The organism is Mesorhizobium sp. M0659, from assembly GCF_040320605.1.
In the GTDB taxonomy this organism is placed as follows: domain Bacteria; phylum Pseudomonadota; class Alphaproteobacteria; order Rhizobiales; family Rhizobiaceae; genus Mesorhizobium.
In genome coordinates this window covers 1-19,055 of the sequence record NZ_JAMYPY010000024.1, presented here as the reverse complement: position 1 = coordinate 19,055, position 19,055 = coordinate 1, and the positions used below count along the sequence as shown (strand labels likewise).

The window sequence follows — 19,055 nt, the reverse complement described above, 5'->3', positions numbered from 1 at the left end:
ACTTCAAAGGGCTCGGGGAAACACAAAGCCGAGGCCGGCAAACTGAGGGGAAAGAGGACCTGTCACTAGGTCCAGTTGAGGTGAATTTGGTAGAGCCAATCGGGAGCGCTAAAGCGCGTCCCGTTTGAACGGACTAAGTCGACGCGCTTAGGTCTTTGCATGTCGTTGTCTCAAAACCGGCGCCACTTTTGAGCGACATGCATTAATCCTGCTGCGGCCTTCCGAAGGCCGCGCGCAGTTCGTCCTTGGCGTCCTCGAGCACTTTCCGGCGCGCCTGCGGCAGGTTCTTGCCGGCGCGGTTGATGTAGAAATTCAGCATCGACATGGCCGACTGAAACGGCTCGGCCTTGCGGCGGTCGCTGTGCTCGGCCGAGCGCTTGAGCGAGGCCGCGATCTTCCTGGCGTCGTCGGCTTCGAAGATGTGGTCCTCGAGGTCCATCGCATCGCTGTGCTCGGTCACCTCGGCCGACCATTTCTTTTTCGCGGTCATGACAAACTCCTTCCTGTCGCAAAAACTCGGGCAGGCCGCCGCCGGTTCCCGAGAAAGTCGCCGGGCCGCTGGAGCCACGGATCATGGCCCTGTGGCGCTGCCCGTCGCGGTGAATGCGCCGATAGTGGCGACACAACGGTCGACTTCCCAGGACCGTAGACAGGAAACGCCTTGACCCCGATCGTCGCCAATCAGGCGGATAGCCCCGGCATCGACAGCAGCTACGCCTGGATGCGGCTTGCCATCTCCATGCTGCTGGCGACGATCGGTGCAGTCGGCATGTGGGCCGTCGTCGTCGTGCTGCCGGCCGTGCAGGCCGAGTTCGGCGTTGACCGCGCCGCGGCATCGATGCCCTACACCGCAACCATGGTCGGCTTCGCCGCCGGCAATGTGCTGGTTGGCCGCGCGGTCGATCGCATGGGGTATTGGATCCCGGCACTGCTATCCTCGGTGGCTCTCGCCGCCGGCCTGCTGCTCGCCGCGCTGTCGACCTCTATCCTGCAATTCACCCTTGCCCAGGGCGTGCTGATTGGTGTCGGCACATCGGTGATCTTCGGGCCGCTGATCGCCGACATCTCGCACTGGTTCAACCGTCGGCGCGGCGTCGCCGTCACAGCTGCGGCGGCTGGCAACTATCTCGCCGGAGCGCTCTGGCCAACCATCATGCCGACACTGATCAAGGCGGAAGGCTGGCGCTTCACCTATGCCGGCATCGGTGTCTTCTGCCTGGTCACCATGGTGCCGCTGGTGCTGTTGCTGCGGCGCGCTGCTCCGGCGGCGGCTGCCGCCGGTTCACCCGGAAGCCGGACAGTGCAGTCGATTTCGCTGTCTCCGGCGGCGTTACAGGTGCTGCTGATCGTTGCCGGTCTCGGCTGCTGCGTGGCGATGTCGATGCCGCAGGTGCACATCGTGGCCTATTGCATGGATCTTGGCTACGGCATTGCGCATGGCGCCGACATGCTGTCGATCATGATGGCGGCGGGCGTCGTCAGCCGGCTCGCCTCCGGCTTTGTCGCCGACCGCATCGGCGGCGTGAAAACCCTGCTTATCGGTTCCGTGCTGCAATGCCTGTCGCTTTTGTTTTACATCCCGTTCGACGGGCTTGCCTCGCTCTATGTCGTGTCGCTGGTGTTCGGCCTGTCGCAAGGCGGCATCGTGCCTTGCTATGCCATCATCGTGCGCGAATACCTGCCCGCCAGGGAGGCCGGCCAGCGTATCGGCATCGTCATGATGGCGACCATCTTCGGCATGGCGATCGGTGGCTGGATGTCGGGCTGGATCTACGACCTGACCGGCTCTTACGCCGCCGCGTTCCTCAACGGGATCGCGTGGAACTTGCTGAACATAGTGGCCATCGGGCTGCTGCTGTGGAAAGCAAAACGCAGTGCTGCCCTGATGGCTTAGGAAGGCAGGATTGCCCTGTTGCTTGACAAGGGCGATTGGCTGCGCGACGCCAGCAGGCGAGTGGGTGCGGCAGCAGCCGGTTGGCATGGTGGCAGTGGAAAAGCTGAACATGGTTTCGCAAGGGCGCAGCGGCCGGGGCCTGGCACGTGGAGGATGTCCATGACCAAGCCGCGCTCGCGTCGTGGGGGCGGCCGCCCGACCCTATCAGATGTGGCGCGCAAGGCCGGCGTCGGCGCCATCACCGTGTCGCGGGCGCTGCGCGAACCGCAACGCGTCAGCCAGGATCTGCGGCGCCAGATCCAGGCCGCCGTCGACGAACTCGGTTATGTCCCGGATCCCAATGCACGGGCGCTGGCCTCGGCGCGCGCCGATGTGTTCGGCGTGCTGGTGCCGTCGCTGACCAACAACGTCTTCGCCGAAGTGGTGCGCGGCATCTATGACAGCCTGTCGGACGGCCCGTTCCGCGTCCAGCTCGGCAACACCCATTATTCCGGCCTCGAGGAGGAGCGCCTGCTGCAGGTGTTCGCACCGCAGCGCCCGGCGGCGCTGATCGTGGCCGGCATCGACCAGACGCCGACCTCGCGAAAGCTGCTGGAGAGCGCGGGCTGCCCGGTGGTGCAGGTGATGGAGACCGGGTCCGATCCGGTCGACATGCTGGTCGGCTTCTCGCATTTTGACGGCGGCCGCACCGCGACCGAGCATCTGATCGAGGCCGGCTACCGGCGGATCGGCTTCATCGGCGCACGCATGGACCCGCGCTCGCAGCGGCGGCTTGCCGGCTATCGCGCGGCAATGGAGAAGGCCGGCCTGTTCGACCCCCGGCTGGTCACCACCACGCCGCTACTGTCCAGCGTGACGCTCGGCCGCGAGCTGCTTCGCGATGCGCTGGCCAAGATGCCGGCGCTCGACGGCGTCTTCTGCAACAATGACGACATCGCGCTCGGCGTTTTGTTCGAATGCCATAGCGCCGCGCTCAACGTGCCGAAAACAATCGGCATTGTCGGCTTCAACGACCTCGAAATGATGCAGGCGGCGTTCCCGCCGCTCACCAGTATCCGCACCCCTCGCTATGAAATCGGCCGTCGGTCTGTCGCCATGGCGCTGGCGGCGATCGCAGGACGAAGGCCTGAGCAGCGGGTCGTCGATCTCGGTTTCGAACTCAAGCCCCGCGAGAGCACCGCACGCTGAACACGCTTTGGCTGCCTCAGCAAATGGTGCTTTACACAACGTCATGGTAGCGCTACCATTTTCGTCGGGCAGACGTTTTGATGAAAGGCCGCCCCTGTTTATTATACATAAGCAACAGCTCATGCTTGTTTATTATGTATAATATGCTAGTTTCGTTTCTCGCCTGTGAAGCGGCGAGGGGGAGGGGATCGGGCCGGCTTCGGGCCCTTGAGACGTGGCGCCGGCCAGGCTGGAGGGCCTTCGGCAGGCGTGGAAACCACACCACGACAAACAGCATCAAATAAACAAGCAGCAGCAAACAAAACTACAACTGGGAGGAATATCGATGATCAAGTCACTTGTTGGTGGCATCGTTGCCGCCACTGCATTCGTCATGCTGAGTTCGTCGGCCATGGCCGACCCAGAAGTCGTCAAGGGACCGTCGGCTGAGCCGGATTGCTTTGCGCCCTGGGCGGCTGATACGCAGTTCTTCAAGTTCCCCAAGAAAGACGGCCCGTACCGCATCGCGCTCGCCAATGGCTATATCGCCAACACTTGGCGCATCCAGATGGTGCAGACCGCCAAGGCCTATGCGGCCCAGCCGGAGGTCGCCGCGAAACTGAAGGAATTCAAGGTCGTCTCGACCGGCGAGGACGTGCCGGCTCAGATTTCGGCGATCAACAACTTCATCGATTCCGGCTATGACGCGATCGTCGTCAACGCCCAGAACCCGACCGCTTTCGGGCCGGTCATCAAGCGCGCCAAGGAAGCTGGCGTCATCCTCGTCGCCTTCGACAATATTCTCGATACCAAGGACGCCATCAACGTCAATGTCGACCAGAAGGGCCTTGGCGAATTGTGGGGCAAATGGCTGGTCGGCCATGTGCCGAATGGCGGCAAGGTGCTCGAAGTGCGCGGCGTTGCCGGGACTTCCGTCGACACCGACCGTCACAACGGCATCCATGAAGCGCTCGATGCCTCCGGCAAGAAATGGGACGTCACCGAGGTGGTCGGCAAATGGGACGACGGCGTGGCACAGAAGGCCACGGCCGACGCCATTGCCACCAACGGTCCGTTCGACGGTATCACCGGGCAAGGCGGCGACACCGGCATCGTGCAGGCGATGATCGATGCCAAGCATGCTTTCGTGCCGTTCGGCGGCGAGACCGAGAACGGTTTCCGCAAGTTCTGCGCGGCACATGCCGGTGACGGGCTGAAATGCTCATCGGCTGGCACCGGTCCGGCGCAGGTCGCGGTCGCCATCAAGACGGCGATTGCCGCGCTCGAAGGCAACGTCGTGCCGCAGGCGGTGAAACTGCCACTGGCGATCGTCGAGGATCCGAACTTCAAGGCCGGTCAGGATTTCTTCCCCGACCAGTCCGACAATTTCTTTGTCGGCAATTCCTTCCCGACCTGCGGCATCAATTTCACCGCGCAGGAAATCATGGGCCAGACCAAAGCTGACCAATAGGGCTGACCAATAGGCGGCATATCCGGCGCCGCGGGATCTCCGCGGCGCCGGCCACTCGATATCCCTTGAAGTCAAACTGCCTCGGGAGGGCCGATGGACGGTGCGGTTCCGCTCTTCCGGATGGAAGGCATATCCAAGCGCTATGGTGGTGTGCGGGCGCTGGAAAAGGCCGAGCTTTCGGTCGCGTCCGGTAGCATCCACGCCATTCTCGGCGAAAACGGCGCCGGCAAATCGACGCTGATCAAGGTCATGGCGGGCGTCGTCGCGCCCGACGAAGGCCGCATGATGCTGAACGGCAGCGAGGTGACGTTCGCTTCGCCTGCTGCTGCAAACAAGTCCGGCATCGTCTGCATCTTCCAGGAGCTGTCGCTGGTTCCCGAACTCAGCGTTGCCGACAACATCGTCATCTCCGATCCGCCGAAGCGTTTCGGCATGATCGACCGCAAGGCGCAGCGCCGCATTGCCGAGGATGCGCTGGCACGCGCAGGTGCGGCCGATATCCATCCATTGGCGCTGGTCAAGGATCTTCCGCTTTCAAGAAGACAGATGGTCGAGATTGCCAAGGCATTGGCCAGGAAGCCGCGCATCCTGATCCTCGACGAGGCGACCTCGGCCCTGACCGCGACGGACGTCGCCAGGATATTCAGCGTGCTCAAGCGATTGCGCTCGGAAGGGCTGGCGCTGCTTTACATTTCGCACCGCATGAACGAGATCGCCGAGCTTGCCGACCACTGCACGGTGTTTCGCAACGGCCGCAATGTCGCCAGCTACAAGGCAGGCACAAAGAGCGACAACGAAGTCGTCGAACTGATGATCGGGCGCGAATACAGCCATATTTTCCCGCCGAAACCCGCGCGCGCCGCAGCCGCCGCCGTTCCCGTGCTGGAGGCGCGCAAGCTGTCCTGGACGGACCGGCTGGACAATGTCTCGCTGACGGTCGGGGCAGGCGAGGTCGTCGGCCTTGGCGGCCTGGACGGCCAGGGCCAGCGCGAATTGCTGCTTGCCTTTTTCGGTGTGCTGCGCGGCCTCGGCGGCCAGATCCTTATCGACGGCAAGCCTGTTTCGATCGCCAGCCCCCAAGCGGCGCGCGACGACCGCATCGGCATGGCGCTGATCCCGGAGGACCGCAAGACCGAAGGCCTGATGCTGCCGATGACGGTGCGCGAGAACCTGTCCTTTGCCGCCCTAGACCGGCTGTCCAAGGCCGGCATCATCGACCGCGCCGCCGAACAGCGGCTGATCGACGACATGGTCGGGCTGCTGGCGATCAAGACGGCCGGCCTCGACATTCCGGTCGGTGCGCTGTCGGGGGGCAACCAGCAGAAGGTGGTCATCGCCAAATGGCTGATGCGACAGCCGCGTATCATCCTGCTCAACGATCCGACGCGCGGCATCGATGTCGGCACCAAGCAGGAACTCTATCAACTGATGCGCAAGCTGGCGGATGCGGGGGCGGCGATCCTGTTCTATTCGACCGACTATGACGAACTGATCGGCTGCTGCGACCGCGTGCTGGTGCTCTATGACGGCGCGGTCAAGCGCGAGCTGGTCGGGGCCGAGATCACCGAGCGGGCGCTCATTGCAAGCGCGCTCAACATCCAGGGCGATGACGGCGGCGCGAGAGACGATGCCGGCGCAAGACAGGGAGCGGACGCGTGAAAGAGTGGCGCTACTGGCTGGCCGAGCAGCGCGGAACACTGATGGCACTCGGCATATTCATTGTCATGTTCGTCATCTACACCTCGAACCATCCGGCGGGCTTCACCGCCAATGTCGTGCAGACGGCGTCCAACAAGGGCGTGCTGCTCGCCTTCGTCGCCATGGCGCAGACACTGGTCGTGATCACCGCCGGCATCGACCTCTCCGTCGGCATGATCTTCACGCTGACCAATTGCCTCGCCTCCTGGCTGGTCATCGGCACCGGCCTCGAGACCGCTTTCGGCGTCATCGCCGTGCTCGGCACCGGGCTCCTTTGCGGAGCGATCAACGGCGCCATCGTCATCTACGGCCGCCTGCAGCCGATCGTCGCCACGATCGCCACGGGTGCGGTCTATTTCGGCATCGCGCTGCTGCTGAGGCCGTTTCCCGGCGGTTCGGTCAACGAAGGTCTCGCCGACGCGCTGACCGGGCGCCTGTTCGGCGTGGTGCCGGCCAGTCTTATCGCGCTGCTCGCCGTGGTGCTAATCGTCTGGGTGCCGTTCAGCCGCTCGGTGCTCGGGCGCGCGGCCTATGCGGCCGGCTCCTCGGAGACGGCGGCCTACATGTCCGGTGTGCCGATAAGGCGCGGCAAGTTCGCTGCCTACGCGCTCGCAGGCCTGTTGGCCGCGATCGGCGGACTGTTCCTGACCTTCTTCACCTATACCGGCGATGCAGCCTATGCCAGCGGCAACGCCTATACGCTGTTTTCGATTGCCGCCGTGGTGCTGGGCGGCGTCTCGCTGTTCGGCGGGAAAGGCAGCGCCATCGGCGCCATCTTCGGCGCGCTGGCCTTCCGCACCATCGGTGACCTGTTGTTCGTGTTCGATTTCGACCCGCTATGGCAGCCGCTGTTCCAGGGCGTGATCCTGCTGGTCGCGGTCAGCCTTGGCGCGTTTGCGCTGTTTCGGGTCCGCAACCGGCTGGAGTGGTTCCTGTGAGCGAAACGACATTGGGCGGTATCGCCGGCCGCGTGCCGAAATTCATCCGCCGCGCCGATCCGGCGGTGCTGACGGCCTTCGCCTGCATCGTGCTGTTGCTGTTCCTAGGCAGCCTCTATTCCAGGAGCTTTCTGTCGCCTGAATATCTCTTGCAGCAGCTCAAGGTGGCCTCGTTCCTCGGCGTCATCGCCACAGGCATGATGCTGGTCATCCTGCTAGGCCAAATCGACCTGTCGGTGCCGTGGGCGGTGGCGGCGGGCGCGATGATGGCGTGTGCGGCTGCCGCCTATGGCCCGATCGGTGTGGCGCTGGCCATCCCGTTCGGCATCTTTTGCGGGGTGCTGATCGGCATCGTCAACGGCTTTGGCGTCGCCTATCTGCGCATACCCTCGATGATCATCACGCTCGCCACCAACGCTGTCGCTCAAGGGCTCATGGTCGTTTATACCGGCGGCTACTCGCCACAGGATTCGGCCACCGGCGCCATGCGCTATCTTGCGACAGGTTTTACCATTCCTGGCGTGCCTAACGCCGTTATCATCTGGGCGCTGATTGGCGCTGCGATGGTGTTCGTGCTGTCCCGCACCAGCTTCGGCCGCACCGTCTACGGCATCGGCAACCGCGAGCGTGCCGCCTATCTCTCCGGCATCGATACAAGGCGCGTGGTGATGATCGCCTTCGCTATCTCAGGCGGGCTGTCCGCCTTTGGCGGAGTGCTTCTCGCCGGCTATGCCTCCAAGGCGGCGCAATCGATGGGCGATGCCTATCTCCTGCCGTCGATCGCCGCCGTGGTTCTGGGCGGCACCTCGATCCTGGGTGGCCGCGGCTCCTATCTCGGCACCGTCGCCGGTGTCATCCTGATCACGCTCCTGCAGTCCATCCTTTCGGTCATGCAGATGCCGGAGGCGGGGCGGCAGATCGTCTATGGCCTGGTCATCGTTGCCATGCTCCTGCTCTACGGCCGCGCGCCGGCAAGCCGCTGACCGTGGACGAAAAGACCGCAAAGGCGCCAATGGGCGCTACCGGCTCAGTGCCTCGGGCCATTGTGGTGATGGGCGTCGCCGGCTGCGGAAAATCGGCTGTCGGCAAAGCAATGGCAGCAGAGGAGGGGACCGTCTTTGTCGAAGGCGACAGGCTGCACCCACCCGAAAACGTCGCCCGCATGGCGAGCGGCGAGCCGCTCACAGATCAACTGCGTGAGGGCTGGCTCGATGCCATCGGCGAGCGGATCGCCGACCTGACCGGCAGCGGCCAAAGCGTGGTTGCCGCCTGCTCGGCGCTGAAGCGCAGCTACCGCGATCGTCTGCGTGGCTTCCGCCGGGATATCGATTTCATCTATCTGAAGATCGATCCCGCAACCGCCAAGCAGCGTGTCGCCAACCGCAAGGGCCATTTCATGCCGGCAAGCCTGGTCGAAAGCCAGTTCGCCATCCTTGAGCCGCCTGGCGCCGACGAGCGGGCGCTGACGGCCGACGCCACACTTCCAGTGGCTGAGATCGTCACCGCCGTTGCCAGCCTGCTGGCCGGCGCAAAATCATGAACCACCCTCGTCGGGCAAGCCGGTTTCCGGCCGTTCGGTGAACCGGTCGGCGCCGGACCAGACCATCATTTGCTCGGGATAGAGTTTCAGCGCCTCCAGCAAGCGGTCGCGCTTGAGCAATATGTACTCGGCCTGCAGCGCCATGTTCTTGGCGCCGGCTCTGGCCGCGCGCTCGCCGGCCTCTGCCGGGGCCGGCACCAGTTCGGGACTTAGGACGGCGCGGTATTGGCGGAACGGATCGGTCTCGAAGGTCGACATGGAAAACAGCGCCGCCTTGCCTCTGGCAGCGAAATTCGTTGGCGCCGAGGCGAGGTGAGTCCAGCCGCTCTCGCCAAGGCCGACTTCGGTGAATGTCGAGCCGGCATGCACGGTGTTGGTCACCAATACGACGCCGTTGCTGCCAAGGATCTTCTGGATCCGGCCGGTGACCTGGTAGGCGTCGCTGCGGTCGAACACGATCCGGCTTTTCAGGAAACGGTTCTCGACCCGAACCATCGGCGGGTTCAGGAAGCGCAAGCCGAAGGTCGAATCGGATATGCCGTGAGCCCTGACGCTGAGCTGGTGTGTCTCGATACCGGCCTCATGGAGAGCGCGTTTGCCGATGATGGTCTGTGCCGTGAACTGATCGCACCAGATGATAGCGCCGTGGCCGCGCTTCAGCGCCGCTTGCAGGCCTTCCAGGCCCTCCAGCCGGATATCAGGTGACCAGCGGCGGCCGATGAGATGCGCGGCAAGCAGCAAACGCCGGCGGTGGTTGGCGCAGAGCAAGGCCCTGAACTGCCTTTGCGCATCGATGCCATTGCCGAGCACGGCGCGCGTCGCGGCGGCGTAGCGCACGAAATCCTTGCGGATATGGCGCTTGAGGCGCAGCCCCGATATGCGGCTGCAGATCGCGGCCCACCAATTGACCGGCAGCAATGCCGCGACCCCGAGATAGAAGGCGGCCAGCAGCAGCTCGCGGAAATCCCTGTTGTTGAAGGTGCGCAACTTGCCGGCGCGGACCTGCTTGCGGCTGAAGAAGCGGACATGCTCGGCGCGTTCGGGCACCAGGATGTCGGCGATGATTTCCGTATGATAAATGACGGCGGAAGATGGTGTCCGGTCGGCTTTCCGGGATTTTCCCAACCACGGCAGCCTCATCCGATCGGTGTCCACCTGTTCTTGCGTGCGTCCGGAAATCGCTTTACTGCGTCTGCCACGGGCGCGCAATCGGCGCCGGCAAGGCCATGGTGAACGCCATTCAGGGTTCGAACTTGAAACAGGCCCTATCGGTAGCACTTCCCCAACTGGCGCCCTGGCGGCCGGCTGCGGTGGCGCTGATGGCGCCGGACCGGCCGTCCCTGAGCTTTGCCGGCCTCGCCAATCTTGTCGACAAGCTCTGCGGCGATCTCGCCAGGCGTGGCGTTGCCCGCGGCACGGCCGTCGGCATCGTCTTGCCCAACGGCCCGGAAATGGCGGCCTGTTTCCTGGCGGTCTCGGCGTTGGCGACGGCGGCGCCGCTCAATCCGGCTTACGGCGAAGACGAATTCCGCTTCTATCTCGGCGATCTCGATGTGAAGCTGCTGCTGTGCGGACAAGGCATGGGCGATGCCGCGCGCAACGCCGCAAAAGGGCTCGGCATTGCCGTGCTCGACGTCGTCGTGACTGACGGCGCCAAGGCCGGCGAGTTTCTGCTGGCGGGCGACGCCGAGGTGGAGGCTGCCAGCGAGGCTCGCCTCGACGATATGCAGTTCAACGGACCCGACGATTTCGCGCTTGTCCTGCACACATCGGGAACCACGGCGCGACCGAAGATCGTCGGCTTGCGGCAGCGCAATCTGCAGGCATCGATGGCCAACATCGCCAGCACCCTGGCGCTGTCGGCAAACGATATGTGTCTCAACGTGATGCCGCTGTTCCACATTCACGGGCTGATGGCGGCGCTCAGCGCACAGCTGGCAGTCGGCGGCGCTGTTGTCTGCACGCCGGGCTTCAACCCGCTCAAATTCTACGGCTGGCTGGGCGATTTCCGGCCGAGCTGGTACAGCGCGGTGCCGACCATGCATCAGGCGATCCTGGCGCGCGCCGCCCGCAATGGCGAAACCATCGCGGCTGCGCGGCTGCGCTTCATCCGCTCGTCTTCGGCAGCGCTTCCCGACACCGTGTTCCGCGACCTCGAGCGCGTCTTCGGCTGTCCGGTGGTCGAGGCCTATGGCATGACCGAGGCGGCGCACCAGATGACATCCAACGGCCTGCCGCCGGCACGCCGCAAGCCAGGCTCGGTCGGCCTGCCTGCGGGTCCGCAGGTGACGATCCTGGACGACAAGGGGACGATCCTGCCGGCGGGTGAAAAGGGCGAGATCGCGGTGCGCGGCGCCAACATCCATGATGGCTATCTCGACAATCCGGTGGCCAATGAAGCTGCCTTCAGCGATGGCTGGTTCCGCACCGGCGACCAGGGCCTCATCGACGAGGATGGCGATCTGAAGATCACCGGGCGGCTGAAGGAGATCATCAATCGCGGCGGCGAAAAGATCTCGCCGCTCGAGGTCGACAATGTGCTGCTCGATCATCCGCTGGTGGCGCAGGCGGTGACCTTCGCCGTGCCGCACGCCATGCTCGGCGAAGAGGTGGGTGCGGCCATCGTGCTGGCCGAGGGCGCCATCGCCGATGCCGAGCAGATTCGTGATTTCGCGCGCAGCCGGATCATCGAGTTCAAGGTGCCGCGCCACATCCTGTTTCTCCAGGAGATACCCAAGGGTCCCACAGGCAAGATCCAGCGCGTCGGCCTGGCCGGCAAGCTCGGCCTGGTCTGAGGACTCTCATTTGAGCATGATCTTGTCCGAACCGGTTCCCACTTTTCGGGATCATGCTCGAATTTAGATCTGCGACGTCAGCTCGACCGGAAAATCATCATTGTCGGCGTCGCGCATGGCGGCGAGGCTGCGATTGTCCAGCACTTCGGCGATCGCCTGGCGCACTTCCAGCATCATGTGCCGGACCTGGCAGGTCGCCTCGTCGCAATCCTCGCAGCGCTGGTATTGCGTGCGGCTGGCGCAGGGTATGGGAGCGAGCGGGCCGTCCAGCACGCGCACGACGTGGCCGATCTTGATTTCGGAAGCCGGCCGGGCGAGGCGATAACCGCCTTCCTTGCCCTTGCGACTGAGGACGAAACCGGCATTGCGCAGCTCGCCCAGAATGGCATCCAGGAATTTCTTCGGGATGTTGTTGGCGATCGCGATGTCGTTGACGAATGCAAGCTGGCCGACCGGCAGGCCGGAAAGATGCACGAGGGCCTTGAGGCCGTATTTGCCTTTTTTGGTAAGCATGCCCGCTTCAGTTCATGAAAACCCCAACCACCCGCATCTGGCGGTTGTTTGTGTGCAAATCATGACGTTTCGCCTGAACAACCCGGTTTCGCGTAGAACAAGCCGCCCGATTGCACGTTGGGCACAAAGGCGTTGATTCTTTGTAACGTTTTCACCGATCGCGACAGATTCCCCCTGAAGCCGTTTGTCGGCGCGCGAAAACGAAAAAGGCGGCAAAGCGCCGGCTTTCTTGTGAGGTGAGGTCGAACGCTGCTGATATCAGCGGCTGCCATAGGTCTGGTCGAGCAGACCGCCGGCGGCGAAGTGCTCCTTCTGTACCTTGTCCCAGCCGCCGAAGACGTCTTCCACAGTCAGCAGGCGGACATCGGGGAAGTCGGCCTTGTATTTTGCCGCGACTTCAGCGTTGCGGGCGCGCAGGCCATTTTCAGCCGCGATGGTCTGGCCCTCGGGCGTGTAGAGGAAATCGAGATAGGTCTTGGCGAGGTCACGGCTGCCGTGCTCGTCGGCGACCTTGTCGACGATCGCCACCGGGAATTCGGCGAGCAGGCTGACCGTTGGCGTGACCTGTTCGAACTTGTCGTTGCCATACTCCTTGCGGATGCCGCGCGTTTCCGACTCGAAGGTGATCAGCACGTCGCCGATCTCGCGTTGCACGAAGGTGGTGGTGGCGGCGCGCCCGCCGGTGTCGAAGATCGGCACGTTGTTGAACAGCTTGGTGACGAACTCCTTCACCTTGGCGTCGTCGCCCTTGAAGGCTTCCTTGGCGTAGGCGGTTGCGGCCAGATAGGTGTAGCGCGCATTGCCCGAGGTCTTGGGGTTGGGGAAGATCACCTGCACGTCGTCGCGCACGAGGTCGTTCCAGTCCTTGATGTGCTTGGGGTTGCCCGCGCGGACGAGAAAGGATGGGAGCGAATAGAAGGGCGAGGCGTTGTCGGGGAAATCCTTCTGCCAGTCGGCGGAGACGAGGCCTTTCTTGACCAGAAAGTCGATGTCGGTGACCTGGTTGAAGGTGACGACATCGGCGCCGAGGCCTTCGGCAATGGCGCGCGCCTGCGCCGAGGTGCCGGCGTGCGATTGGTCGACGGTGACGCCCGGATGGCCGGCGACGAAAGCCTTGTTCACCTGGGCGAACAATTCGCGGCCGACATCATAGGAAGCGTTGAGCAATTTGTCGGCCGACCAGGCCTGCGAAGAGGCGAGGATCAGGCCGGCGGCGGCTACGCTGAGCAAAAAACGCTTCATGAAAACAGGCTCCGATGTGCAATGCGTTGCCAGAACATAGCCGGGCCGGAGGGTGTACTGCCAGGCACACGGGGCAGACGTATGGCATTGCAGCGAAAAAGAAATCGCTGAAGCAGGTTATCGGCGAAATTTCATTCCAGCCGAAATGCCGATGCGTTGGGGTTTTCCGTGGTTTGCAATTCGAAGCCGAGTGGCATATACAAATGGCATATACAAGTGGAACAGATAGGGAGGCTGCCATGCCGCAGCACCGTCACTCAATACCACCGCCCAGGGAGGCGAAGTTGTTTCGCAACAACCGCAGTCAGGCGGTTCGCATTCCTGTCGAATTCGAGCTGCCTGGCGAGAAGGTCCTGATCAGCCGCGATGGCGACCGGCTGATCATCGAGCCGGTCCGCAAACCCGGCCTCGTCGCGCTCCTTGCCCAATGGGCGAAAGAGCCGCCGCTTGGCCCCGAAGACGATTTTCCGGATATCCGTGATGCGCCCGTCGGGCCTGAGGATATCTTTTGATGCGGTTCATGCTGGACACCAACATTCTCAGCGACATGATCCGAAACCCTGCCGGCAAGGCTGCCAGTACGGCGGTTCGCGCGGGAGACGGTGCCCTGTGCACCAGCATCGTTGTCGCCTCGGAGCTGCGTTATGGCTGCGCCCGGAAGAGATCGGCCAAGCTGCTCGCCAAGGTGGAGGAATTGCTCGCCGAGATTCCTGTGTTGCCGCTCGATGTGCCGATGGATAACGAATACGGAGCACTTCGTGCCGAGCTGGAGGCCAGAGGCCAGCCAATCGGCCACAATGATCTTTTCATTGCTGCCCATGCCTGTGTGTTGGGGACGACACTGGTGACGGCCAACACCGCTGAGTTCCGTCGGATCAAGGGCCTGACGGTCGAGAACTGGCTGGAGTAGCGCCGGATCGATGTCTATGCCGCCGGGAAAAGCTTCCAGCGCCTCGGCCTGAACGCCACCCGGCTCTTCTGCGCCGCAGGATGGTCCACAGGCAGTTCGATCTCGACGCGCTGGCGCTCGCCGCCGATTTCCAGTTCGACGCGTCTTGTGCCGGCGACGCGGCGGCTGGCGGCGACCGTGCCGGCGATGCAGCCGCTGCAGCCGTCGAGCAGTTCGATATCGTGCGGGCGGAAATACAGCGTCGCATCGCCCTCGGCTGCGTGCGGCGCCGACACGCCGATCGGACGGTCGGCGAGCCAGATCTCGCCATTCTCAACCTTGACCGGCAGCATGCTCGATTCGCCGATGAAGGAGTAGACGAAGGGCGAGTTCGGCGTGTCGTAGATCTCGTCGGCGGAGCCGACCTGCTCGATGCGGCCCTGGCTCATCACCACGACGCGGTCGGCAAGCTCGAGCGCCTCTTCCTGGTCGTGGGTGACGAAGACGGTGGTGTGGCCGGTACGGTCATGGATCTCGCGCAGCCAGCGGCGGAGTTCCCGGCGCACCTGCGCATCGAGCGCGCCGAACGGCTCGTCGAGCAACAGCACCTTGGGCTCGATGGCCATGGCCCGGGCGAGCGCCACGCGCTGGCGCTGGCCACCGGAAAGTTGCGCCGGATAGCGCCTTTCCAGGCCGGAAAGCTGAACGAGATCGAGCAGTTCGGAGGCGCGTCGGCGGATTTCGGCCGCCGGTGGTCGCGACGGTCCATGCCGGACCTTGAGGCCGAAGCCTATATTGTCGGCGACCGTCATGTGCCGGAAGAGCGCATAGTGCTGGAAGACGAAGCCGACATTGCGCTCCTGGATCGAGCGGTGCGAGGCGTCCTCGTCGCCGAAGAAGATCTTTCCGCGCGTCGGCCGCTCCAGGCCGGCGATAAGCCTCAGCAGCGTCGTCTTGCCGGAGCCGGATGGCCCAAGCAGCGCGATCAGCTCACCCGACTTGATGTCAAGCGATACGTCATGGAGGGCCGGAAACCGGTCAAACTCCTTGCGTACGTTGGCAACGCGAACTTCCATGTAGATCCCTCAGTAATTTGGTGCATGTCGTTGTCGCAAAACCGGTTCCCAGTCTTGGGCGACATGCATTTAGTCAGTGCCCGCGCGTCGCGGCGATCTCGGCGCCGTAGCGCATCTCTAGAAGTGTTTTCAAGACCAGCGTGACCAGCGCCAGGCCGGCAAGCAGCGAAGCGACGGCAAACGCGCCGACGGCGTTGTACTCGTTGTAGAGGATTTCGACATGCAACGGCATGGTGTTGGTCAGCCCGCGTATGTGGCCCGACACGACCGAGACCGCGCCGAATTCGCCCATCGAGCGGGCGTTGCATAAAAGCACGCCGTAGAGCAATCCCCATTTGACGTTGGGCAGCGTCACGTACCAGAAGGTCTGCCAGCCATTGGCGCCCAGAGAGAGCGCGGCTTCCTCGTCGCCGTTGCCCTGTTCCTGCATCAGCGGGATCAGTTCGCGGGCAACGAAGGGGAAGGTGACGAAGATGGTCGCGAGCACGATGCCGGGCACGGCGAACAAGATCTGGATGCCGTGCGCCTTCAGCCATTCACCGAACAGTCCCTGAGCGCCAAACAAAAGCACATAGACCAGGCCGGAAATGACCGGCGAGACCGAGAAGGGCAGGTCGATCAGCGTGGTTAGAAAAGCCTTGCCCTTGAACTCGAACTTGGCGATCGCCCACGCAGCCGAAATGCCGAAGACGACGTTGAGCGGCACGGCGATCACCGCCACCAGCAGCGTCAGCCGGATCGCCGAGCGCGTATCGGGATTGGACAGCGATTCCGCGTAGGCGCCAATGCCTTTCGCCAGCGCCTCGTGGAAGACGATGATCAGCGGCAGCAGCAGGAAGACGGCGAGGAAGGCGAAGGCCACCGCCATCAGCAGCAGCCGCACCGGCCGGCTTTCGGTCACCGCCGCCGACCGGCTCTCGTGATGCGGTTCGTAGGATTTGATCTCTGGGTCAGCCATAGCGCTTGCGGCTCCAGGACTGAGCGAGGTTGATGACCAGCAGCATCACGAACGACAGCAAAAGCATGATCGCCGCGATCGCGGTCGCCGCCGGATAATTATATTCCTCAAGCCGGATGACGATCAGAAGCGGTGCGATCTCCGACTTGTAGGGCAGGTTGCCCGCGATGAAGATGACCGAGCCGTATTCGCCGACCCCGCGCGCGAAGGCGAGCGAAAAGCCGGTGATGATGGCCGGCGCCAGGCCCGGAAACAGGATGCGGGTGATGATCTGGAAGCGGTTGGCGCCGAGCGTCGCGGCGGCCTCCTCCACTTCCTTGTCGATCTCCTCCATGATCGGCTGCACGGTGCGCACGACGAACGGCAGGCCGATGAAGACAAGCGCCACGACAATGCCGAGCGGCGTGTAGGCGACCTTGATGCCGAGCGGCGCCAGGAGATGGCCGATCCAGCCATTGGGCGCATAAAGAGTGGTCAGCGCAATGCCCGCGACCGCGGTCGGCAGCGCGAAGGGCAGGTCGACCATGGCGTCGACGACGCGGCGGCCGGGGAAGCGGTAGCGCACCAGCACCCAGGCGACGAGCGTGCCGAAGACGACGTTGACGGCGGCTGCGATGAAGGCTGTGCCGAAGCTGATTTCGAGTGCGTTGATGGTCCGGCGGTCGGTGGCGATCGCCCAGAAATCGGTCCAGCCGAGGGCTGCCGAGCGCCAGATCAGGCCCGACAGGGGGATGAGGATGATGAGCGTGAGGTAGGCAAGCGAGAAGCCGAGCGTCAATCCGAAACCCGGAATGACACTCGGCTGTCTGAATCGCCACCCCGCCTTGGCGGGTGCTATGGTCATGTCGTCCTGATCTAAATCCTACTGGGCCGGCTTGTAGATCTGGTCGAATATACCACCATCGCCGAAATGATAAGGCTGTGCCTTCTTCCAGCCGCCAAAAAGCGGATCGTCGATGGAGATCAGCTTGATTTCGGGCGTCTTCGGAATGTCAGCCGCATCCACCAGCTCGGGCTTGGCCGGACGATAGTGGTTCTTGGCGATGATCGTCTGGGCTTCCTTGGAATAGAGCCAGCCGAGATAGGCTTCGGCGACCTTGCGGGTGCCCTTGGCATCGACATTGGCGTCGACGATCGCCACCGGCGGCTCGGCCAGGATCGAGGTCGGGGGATAGACGATCTCGAAATTGTCGGCTCCGAATTCATTGAGCGCCAGATAGGCGTCGTTTTCCCAGCCGATCAGCACGTCGCCGATGCCCTTTTGCGCGAAGGTGACCGTCGAGCCGCGCGCACCGGTGTCGAGCACCGGAGCATTGGCGTAGAGCTTGCCGACGAATTCCTTGTTCTTGGCTTCGTCGCCGCCATCATTGGCGTTGGCATAGGCCCAGGCGGCAAGGTAGTTCCAGCGGGCACCGCCGGAGGTCTTGGGGTTCGGCGTGATCACCTGGACGCCGTCCTTGACCAGATCGCTCCAGTCGTGGATGCCCTTCGGGTTGCCCTTGCGGACCAGGAAGATGATGGTCGAGGTGTAAGGCGCCGAATTGTTTTCGAATTTCTTGCGCCAGTCCGGATTGATCTTCTTCGACTTGGTGACGATGGCGTTGATGTCGCCCTCCAGCGCCAGCGTGACCACATCGGCATCGAGGCCGTCGATCACGGCGCGGGCCTGGGCGCCCGATCCGCCATGCGATTGCTGGATGGTAACCGTCTCGCCGGTCTCGGCCTTCCAGTGTGCGACGAAGGCTTCGTCATAGGCCTTGTAGAGTTCGCGTGTCGGGTCGTAGGACACGTTCAGAATGGTCGTATCGGCAAACGCGAAACCGAGCGTGCCGAACTGGATCGATGTGGCGACCAGTGCGCCGAGCAGTTTCTTGAAATGAGGTTTGGTCATTTCCGCCTCCGTTGATGACGGCTGAACTCTATCGAATTGATAGAAATTAGATGCATTCAACGATGCATTTTTTGTCCGCTCGAAGGAAATTTTCGCCGATATTGGGTTTCGGAAGGAAATATTTTCCTCATATTGGTCTAACCCGAATCCGGCCGGTTTGACGCTATCTAGGAGCTGACAGCGCAGAAGCAAGGCCGAGCGAGGGAAGGCTCGCTGTAGCACCGGGCACTTCAGCCCGCAGTGATGGGAAAATCGAAGCGCAGTTTTGGAAACGGCTCATCCCGAAGCGTGTAGTGCCACCACTCGCGCGCATAATTCTTGAAGCCGCCGGCGCGCATGGCGTCGAGCAGCCTTTTGCGGTTTGCCGCCGCTTCTGCCGCCAATGGGCGATGTGCGGTTTCGCTTGCCGGGTCGAAACAGTCGAAGCTGGTGCCGAAACCGAGCGTGCCGGCGCCGGCCGCGCCGCAAGCGGCGGATGACTTGTTCTTGCCGTCGCTGCGGGCGATGGCGACATCGACGGTCGAGCCGCGCGAATGGGTGGACAATTCGCCGATATAGCCCTTGGCGATGAGGTCGCCGCGCTGCACCTGAGGGTGCCATTGCGGATCGGGCGGGCCGCCCTCTCTGGTCCATTTGCCCATGTCGGCAACGGCGCGGGCTGGGCGGTAGCAGTCGAAGACGACCAGCGTCAGGCCATCGGCGGCGAGCGCTTTCTGCACACCGGACAGCGCATGCGCAGCTTGCTTCGTGAGGATGCAGATTGGGGCGTCGTAGCCATCGGCCTTGCGATGCAGGAAATTTTCCAGGCCGGCATAGCGGATGTCCTGGCGGATCGAGGGATCGACATCGGCCAGGCGGACGAAGCCGGCGGGCAGGGGATCGGCGTCGGCGGGGGAGCAAGTCGAAACGAACATGGATAGGGCTAAGGCCAATCCTCGATGCAAGCGCTTCGGCACACCCCCCTCTGGGCGGGGGGGGGGGGG

The 19,055-nt window shown here is 63.3% G+C and carries 19 protein-coding genes; 10 read left to right on the top strand and 9 right to left on the bottom strand.

The genetic code is table 11. The features are described from left to right. Nucleotides 1-202 precede the first annotated feature (202 nt). Complete coding sequence (locus tag NKI31_RS27035) at nucleotides 203-490, bottom strand: DUF3175 domain-containing protein (protein ID WP_023673065.1); 288 nt, start codon at nucleotides 488-490, stop codon at nucleotides 203-205. Between the two features lie 231 nt (nucleotides 491-721). On the opposite strand from NKI31_RS27035, the gene NKI31_RS27030 reads away from it, so the two are divergent. From NKI31_RS27030 to NKI31_RS27000, 7 genes are all read left to right on the top strand, one after another. Further along, a complete protein-coding gene (locus tag NKI31_RS27030; RefSeq protein WP_050588883.1) occupies nucleotides 722-1,894 on the top strand; it encodes an MFS transporter in 1,173 nt (390 codons plus the stop codon). 159 nt (nucleotides 1,895-2,053) lie between these two features. Then, the gene (gene gntR, locus NKI31_RS27025) at nucleotides 2,054-3,082 is read left to right on the top strand and encodes an HTH-type transcriptional regulator GntR (protein ID WP_352653018.1); all 1,029 of its coding nucleotides are present in this window, start codon (nucleotides 2,054-2,056) and stop codon (nucleotides 3,080-3,082) included. 325 nt (nucleotides 3,083-3,407) lie between these two features. Further along, on the top strand, nucleotides 3,408-4,532 hold the full coding sequence (locus NKI31_RS27020) for a sugar ABC transporter substrate-binding protein (RefSeq protein WP_023682221.1): 1,125 nt from the start codon (nucleotides 3,408-3,410) through the stop codon (nucleotides 4,530-4,532). A 93-nt stretch (nucleotides 4,533-4,625) separates the two neighbouring features. Continuing rightward, nucleotides 4,626-6,191, top strand: a complete 1,566-nt coding sequence (locus NKI31_RS27015; RefSeq protein ID WP_352653017.1) for a sugar ABC transporter ATP-binding protein — start codon at nucleotides 4,626-4,628, stop codon at nucleotides 6,189-6,191. Beyond that, nucleotides 6,188-7,168: an ABC transporter permease gene (locus tag NKI31_RS27010; RefSeq protein ID WP_352513505.1), complete on the top strand. Its 981-nt coding sequence runs from the start codon at nucleotides 6,188-6,190 to the stop codon at nucleotides 7,166-7,168. Before NKI31_RS27015 ends, NKI31_RS27010 begins: the two co-directional genes overlap by 4 nt. Beyond that, nucleotides 7,165-8,151, top strand: coding sequence for an ABC transporter permease (locus NKI31_RS27005; RefSeq protein ID WP_023696194.1), 987 nt, complete (start codon nucleotides 7,165-7,167; stop codon nucleotides 8,149-8,151). The genes NKI31_RS27010 and NKI31_RS27005 overlap by 4 nt, the downstream gene beginning before the upstream one ends. A gap of 2 nt (nucleotides 8,152-8,153) precedes the next feature. Then, complete coding sequence (locus NKI31_RS27000; protein ID WP_352653016.1) at nucleotides 8,154-8,708, top strand: gluconokinase; 555 nt, start codon at nucleotides 8,154-8,156, stop codon at nucleotides 8,706-8,708. Here NKI31_RS27000 and NKI31_RS26995 read toward each other — a convergent pair. Then, nucleotides 8,703-9,848, bottom strand: coding sequence for a hypothetical protein (locus tag NKI31_RS26995; protein ID WP_352653015.1), 1,146 nt, complete (start codon nucleotides 9,846-9,848; stop codon nucleotides 8,703-8,705). The two genes, NKI31_RS27000 and NKI31_RS26995, sit on opposite strands and share 6 nt — an antisense overlap. A gap of 113 nt (nucleotides 9,849-9,961) precedes the next feature. On the opposite strand from NKI31_RS26995, the gene NKI31_RS26990 reads away from it, so the two are divergent. Further along, on the top strand, nucleotides 9,962-11,503 hold the full coding sequence (locus NKI31_RS26990; protein WP_502899204.1) for an acyl--CoA ligase: 1,542 nt from the start codon (nucleotides 9,962-9,964) through the stop codon (nucleotides 11,501-11,503). A gap of 63 nt (nucleotides 11,504-11,566) precedes the next feature. Here the strand turns inward: NKI31_RS26990 and NKI31_RS26985 are convergent, their stop codons facing one another. Both NKI31_RS26985 and NKI31_RS26980 read right to left on the bottom strand, forming a co-directional pair. Next, nucleotides 11,567-12,016 carry an RrF2 family transcriptional regulator gene (locus NKI31_RS26985; RefSeq protein ID WP_023673075.1) on the bottom strand — a complete coding sequence of 150 codons (450 nt, stop codon included), beginning with the start codon at nucleotides 12,014-12,016 and terminating at the stop codon, nucleotides 11,567-11,569. Nucleotides 12,017-12,274: 258 nt separating this feature from the next. Beyond that, on the bottom strand, nucleotides 12,275-13,258 hold the full coding sequence (locus NKI31_RS26980) for a sulfate ABC transporter substrate-binding protein (protein ID WP_352653013.1): 984 nt from the start codon (nucleotides 13,256-13,258) through the stop codon (nucleotides 12,275-12,277). A gap of 239 nt (nucleotides 13,259-13,497) precedes the next feature. Here NKI31_RS26980 and NKI31_RS26975 point away from each other — a divergent pair, with 239 nt between their 5' ends. Then, nucleotides 13,498-13,770 carry an antitoxin gene (locus NKI31_RS26975; protein WP_352538903.1) on the top strand — a complete coding sequence of 91 codons (273 nt, stop codon included), beginning with the start codon at nucleotides 13,498-13,500 and terminating at the stop codon, nucleotides 13,768-13,770. After that, the gene (locus NKI31_RS26970; protein WP_352653012.1) at nucleotides 13,770-14,168 is read left to right on the top strand and encodes a type II toxin-antitoxin system VapC family toxin; all 399 of its coding nucleotides are present in this window, start codon (nucleotides 13,770-13,772) and stop codon (nucleotides 14,166-14,168) included. The genes NKI31_RS26975 and NKI31_RS26970 overlap by 1 nt, the downstream gene beginning before the upstream one ends. A gap of 14 nt (nucleotides 14,169-14,182) precedes the next feature. Here the strand turns inward: NKI31_RS26970 and NKI31_RS26965 are convergent, their stop codons facing one another. The 5 genes from NKI31_RS26965 to NKI31_RS26945 all read right to left on the bottom strand — a co-directional run bounded on the left by NKI31_RS26965 (nucleotide 14,183) and on the right by NKI31_RS26945 (nucleotide 18,986). Then, nucleotides 14,183-15,223, bottom strand: a complete 1,041-nt coding sequence (locus NKI31_RS26965; protein ID WP_352653011.1) for a sulfate/molybdate ABC transporter ATP-binding protein — start codon at nucleotides 15,221-15,223, stop codon at nucleotides 14,183-14,185. Between the two features lie 73 nt (nucleotides 15,224-15,296). After that, nucleotides 15,297-16,181: a sulfate ABC transporter permease subunit CysW gene (gene cysW, locus NKI31_RS26960; RefSeq protein WP_023682211.1), complete on the bottom strand. Its 885-nt coding sequence runs from the start codon at nucleotides 16,179-16,181 to the stop codon at nucleotides 15,297-15,299. Beyond that, entirely contained in the window at nucleotides 16,174-17,025 is an 852-nt protein-coding gene (gene cysT / locus NKI31_RS26955) for a sulfate ABC transporter permease subunit CysT (RefSeq protein WP_023687973.1), read from the bottom strand. The genes cysW and cysT overlap by 8 nt, the downstream gene beginning before the upstream one ends. Before the next feature lie 18 nt (nucleotides 17,026-17,043). Beyond that, nucleotides 17,044-18,072, bottom strand: coding sequence for a sulfate ABC transporter substrate-binding protein (locus NKI31_RS26950; RefSeq protein WP_023673082.1), 1,029 nt, complete (start codon nucleotides 18,070-18,072; stop codon nucleotides 17,044-17,046). 230 nt (nucleotides 18,073-18,302) lie between these two features. Continuing rightward, complete coding sequence (locus NKI31_RS26945) at nucleotides 18,303-18,986, bottom strand: M15 family metallopeptidase (protein ID WP_352653010.1); 684 nt, start codon at nucleotides 18,984-18,986, stop codon at nucleotides 18,303-18,305. Nucleotides 18,987-19,055: the final 69 nt, after the last annotated feature.

What these genes read in the sequence shown, in the direction of transcription:
- NKI31_RS27035 (WP_023673065.1), bottom strand. Translation starts at nt 490, where the DNA reads ATGACCGCGAAAAAGAAATGGTCGGCCGAGGTGACCGAGCACAGCGAT.
- NKI31_RS27030 (WP_050588883.1), top strand. Translation starts at nt 722, where the DNA reads ATGCGGCTTGCCATCTCCATGCTGCTGGCGACGATCGGTGCAGTCGGC.
- gntR (WP_352653018.1), top strand. Translation starts at nt 2,054, where the DNA reads ATGACCAAGCCGCGCTCGCGTCGTGGGGGCGGCCGCCCGACCCTATCA.
- NKI31_RS27020 (WP_023682221.1), top strand. Translation starts at nt 3,408, where the DNA reads ATGATCAAGTCACTTGTTGGTGGCATCGTTGCCGCCACTGCATTCGTC.
- NKI31_RS27015 (WP_352653017.1), top strand. Translation starts at nt 4,626, where the DNA reads ATGGACGGTGCGGTTCCGCTCTTCCGGATGGAAGGCATATCCAAGCGC.
- NKI31_RS26995 (WP_352653015.1), bottom strand. Translation starts at nt 9,848, where the DNA reads ATGAGGCTGCCGTGGTTGGGAAAATCCCGGAAAGCCGACCGGACACCA.
- NKI31_RS26985 (WP_023673075.1), bottom strand. Translation starts at nt 12,016, where the DNA reads ATGCTTACCAAAAAAGGCAAATACGGCCTCAAGGCCCTCGTGCATCTT.
- NKI31_RS26980 (WP_352653013.1), bottom strand. Translation starts at nt 13,258, where the DNA reads ATGAAGCGTTTTTTGCTCAGCGTAGCCGCCGCCGGCCTGATCCTCGCC.
- NKI31_RS26975 (WP_352538903.1), top strand. Translation starts at nt 13,498, where the DNA reads ATGCCGCAGCACCGTCACTCAATACCACCGCCCAGGGAGGCGAAGTTG.
- NKI31_RS26970 (WP_352653012.1), top strand. Translation starts at nt 13,770, where the DNA reads ATGCGGTTCATGCTGGACACCAACATTCTCAGCGACATGATCCGAAAC.
- NKI31_RS26965 (WP_352653011.1), bottom strand. Translation starts at nt 15,223, where the DNA reads ATGGAAGTTCGCGTTGCCAACGTACGCAAGGAGTTTGACCGGTTTCCG.
- cysW (WP_023682211.1), bottom strand. Translation starts at nt 16,181, where the DNA reads ATGGCTGACCCAGAGATCAAATCCTACGAACCGCATCACGAGAGCCGG.
- cysT (WP_023687973.1), bottom strand. Translation starts at nt 17,025, where the DNA reads ATGACCATAGCACCCGCCAAGGCGGGGTGGCGATTCAGACAGCCGAGT.
- NKI31_RS26950 (WP_023673082.1), bottom strand. Translation starts at nt 18,072, where the DNA reads ATGACCAAACCTCATTTCAAGAAACTGCTCGGCGCACTGGTCGCCACA.
- NKI31_RS26945 (WP_352653010.1), bottom strand. Translation starts at nt 18,986, where the DNA reads ATGTTCGTTTCGACTTGCTCCCCCGCCGACGCCGATCCCCTGCCCGCC.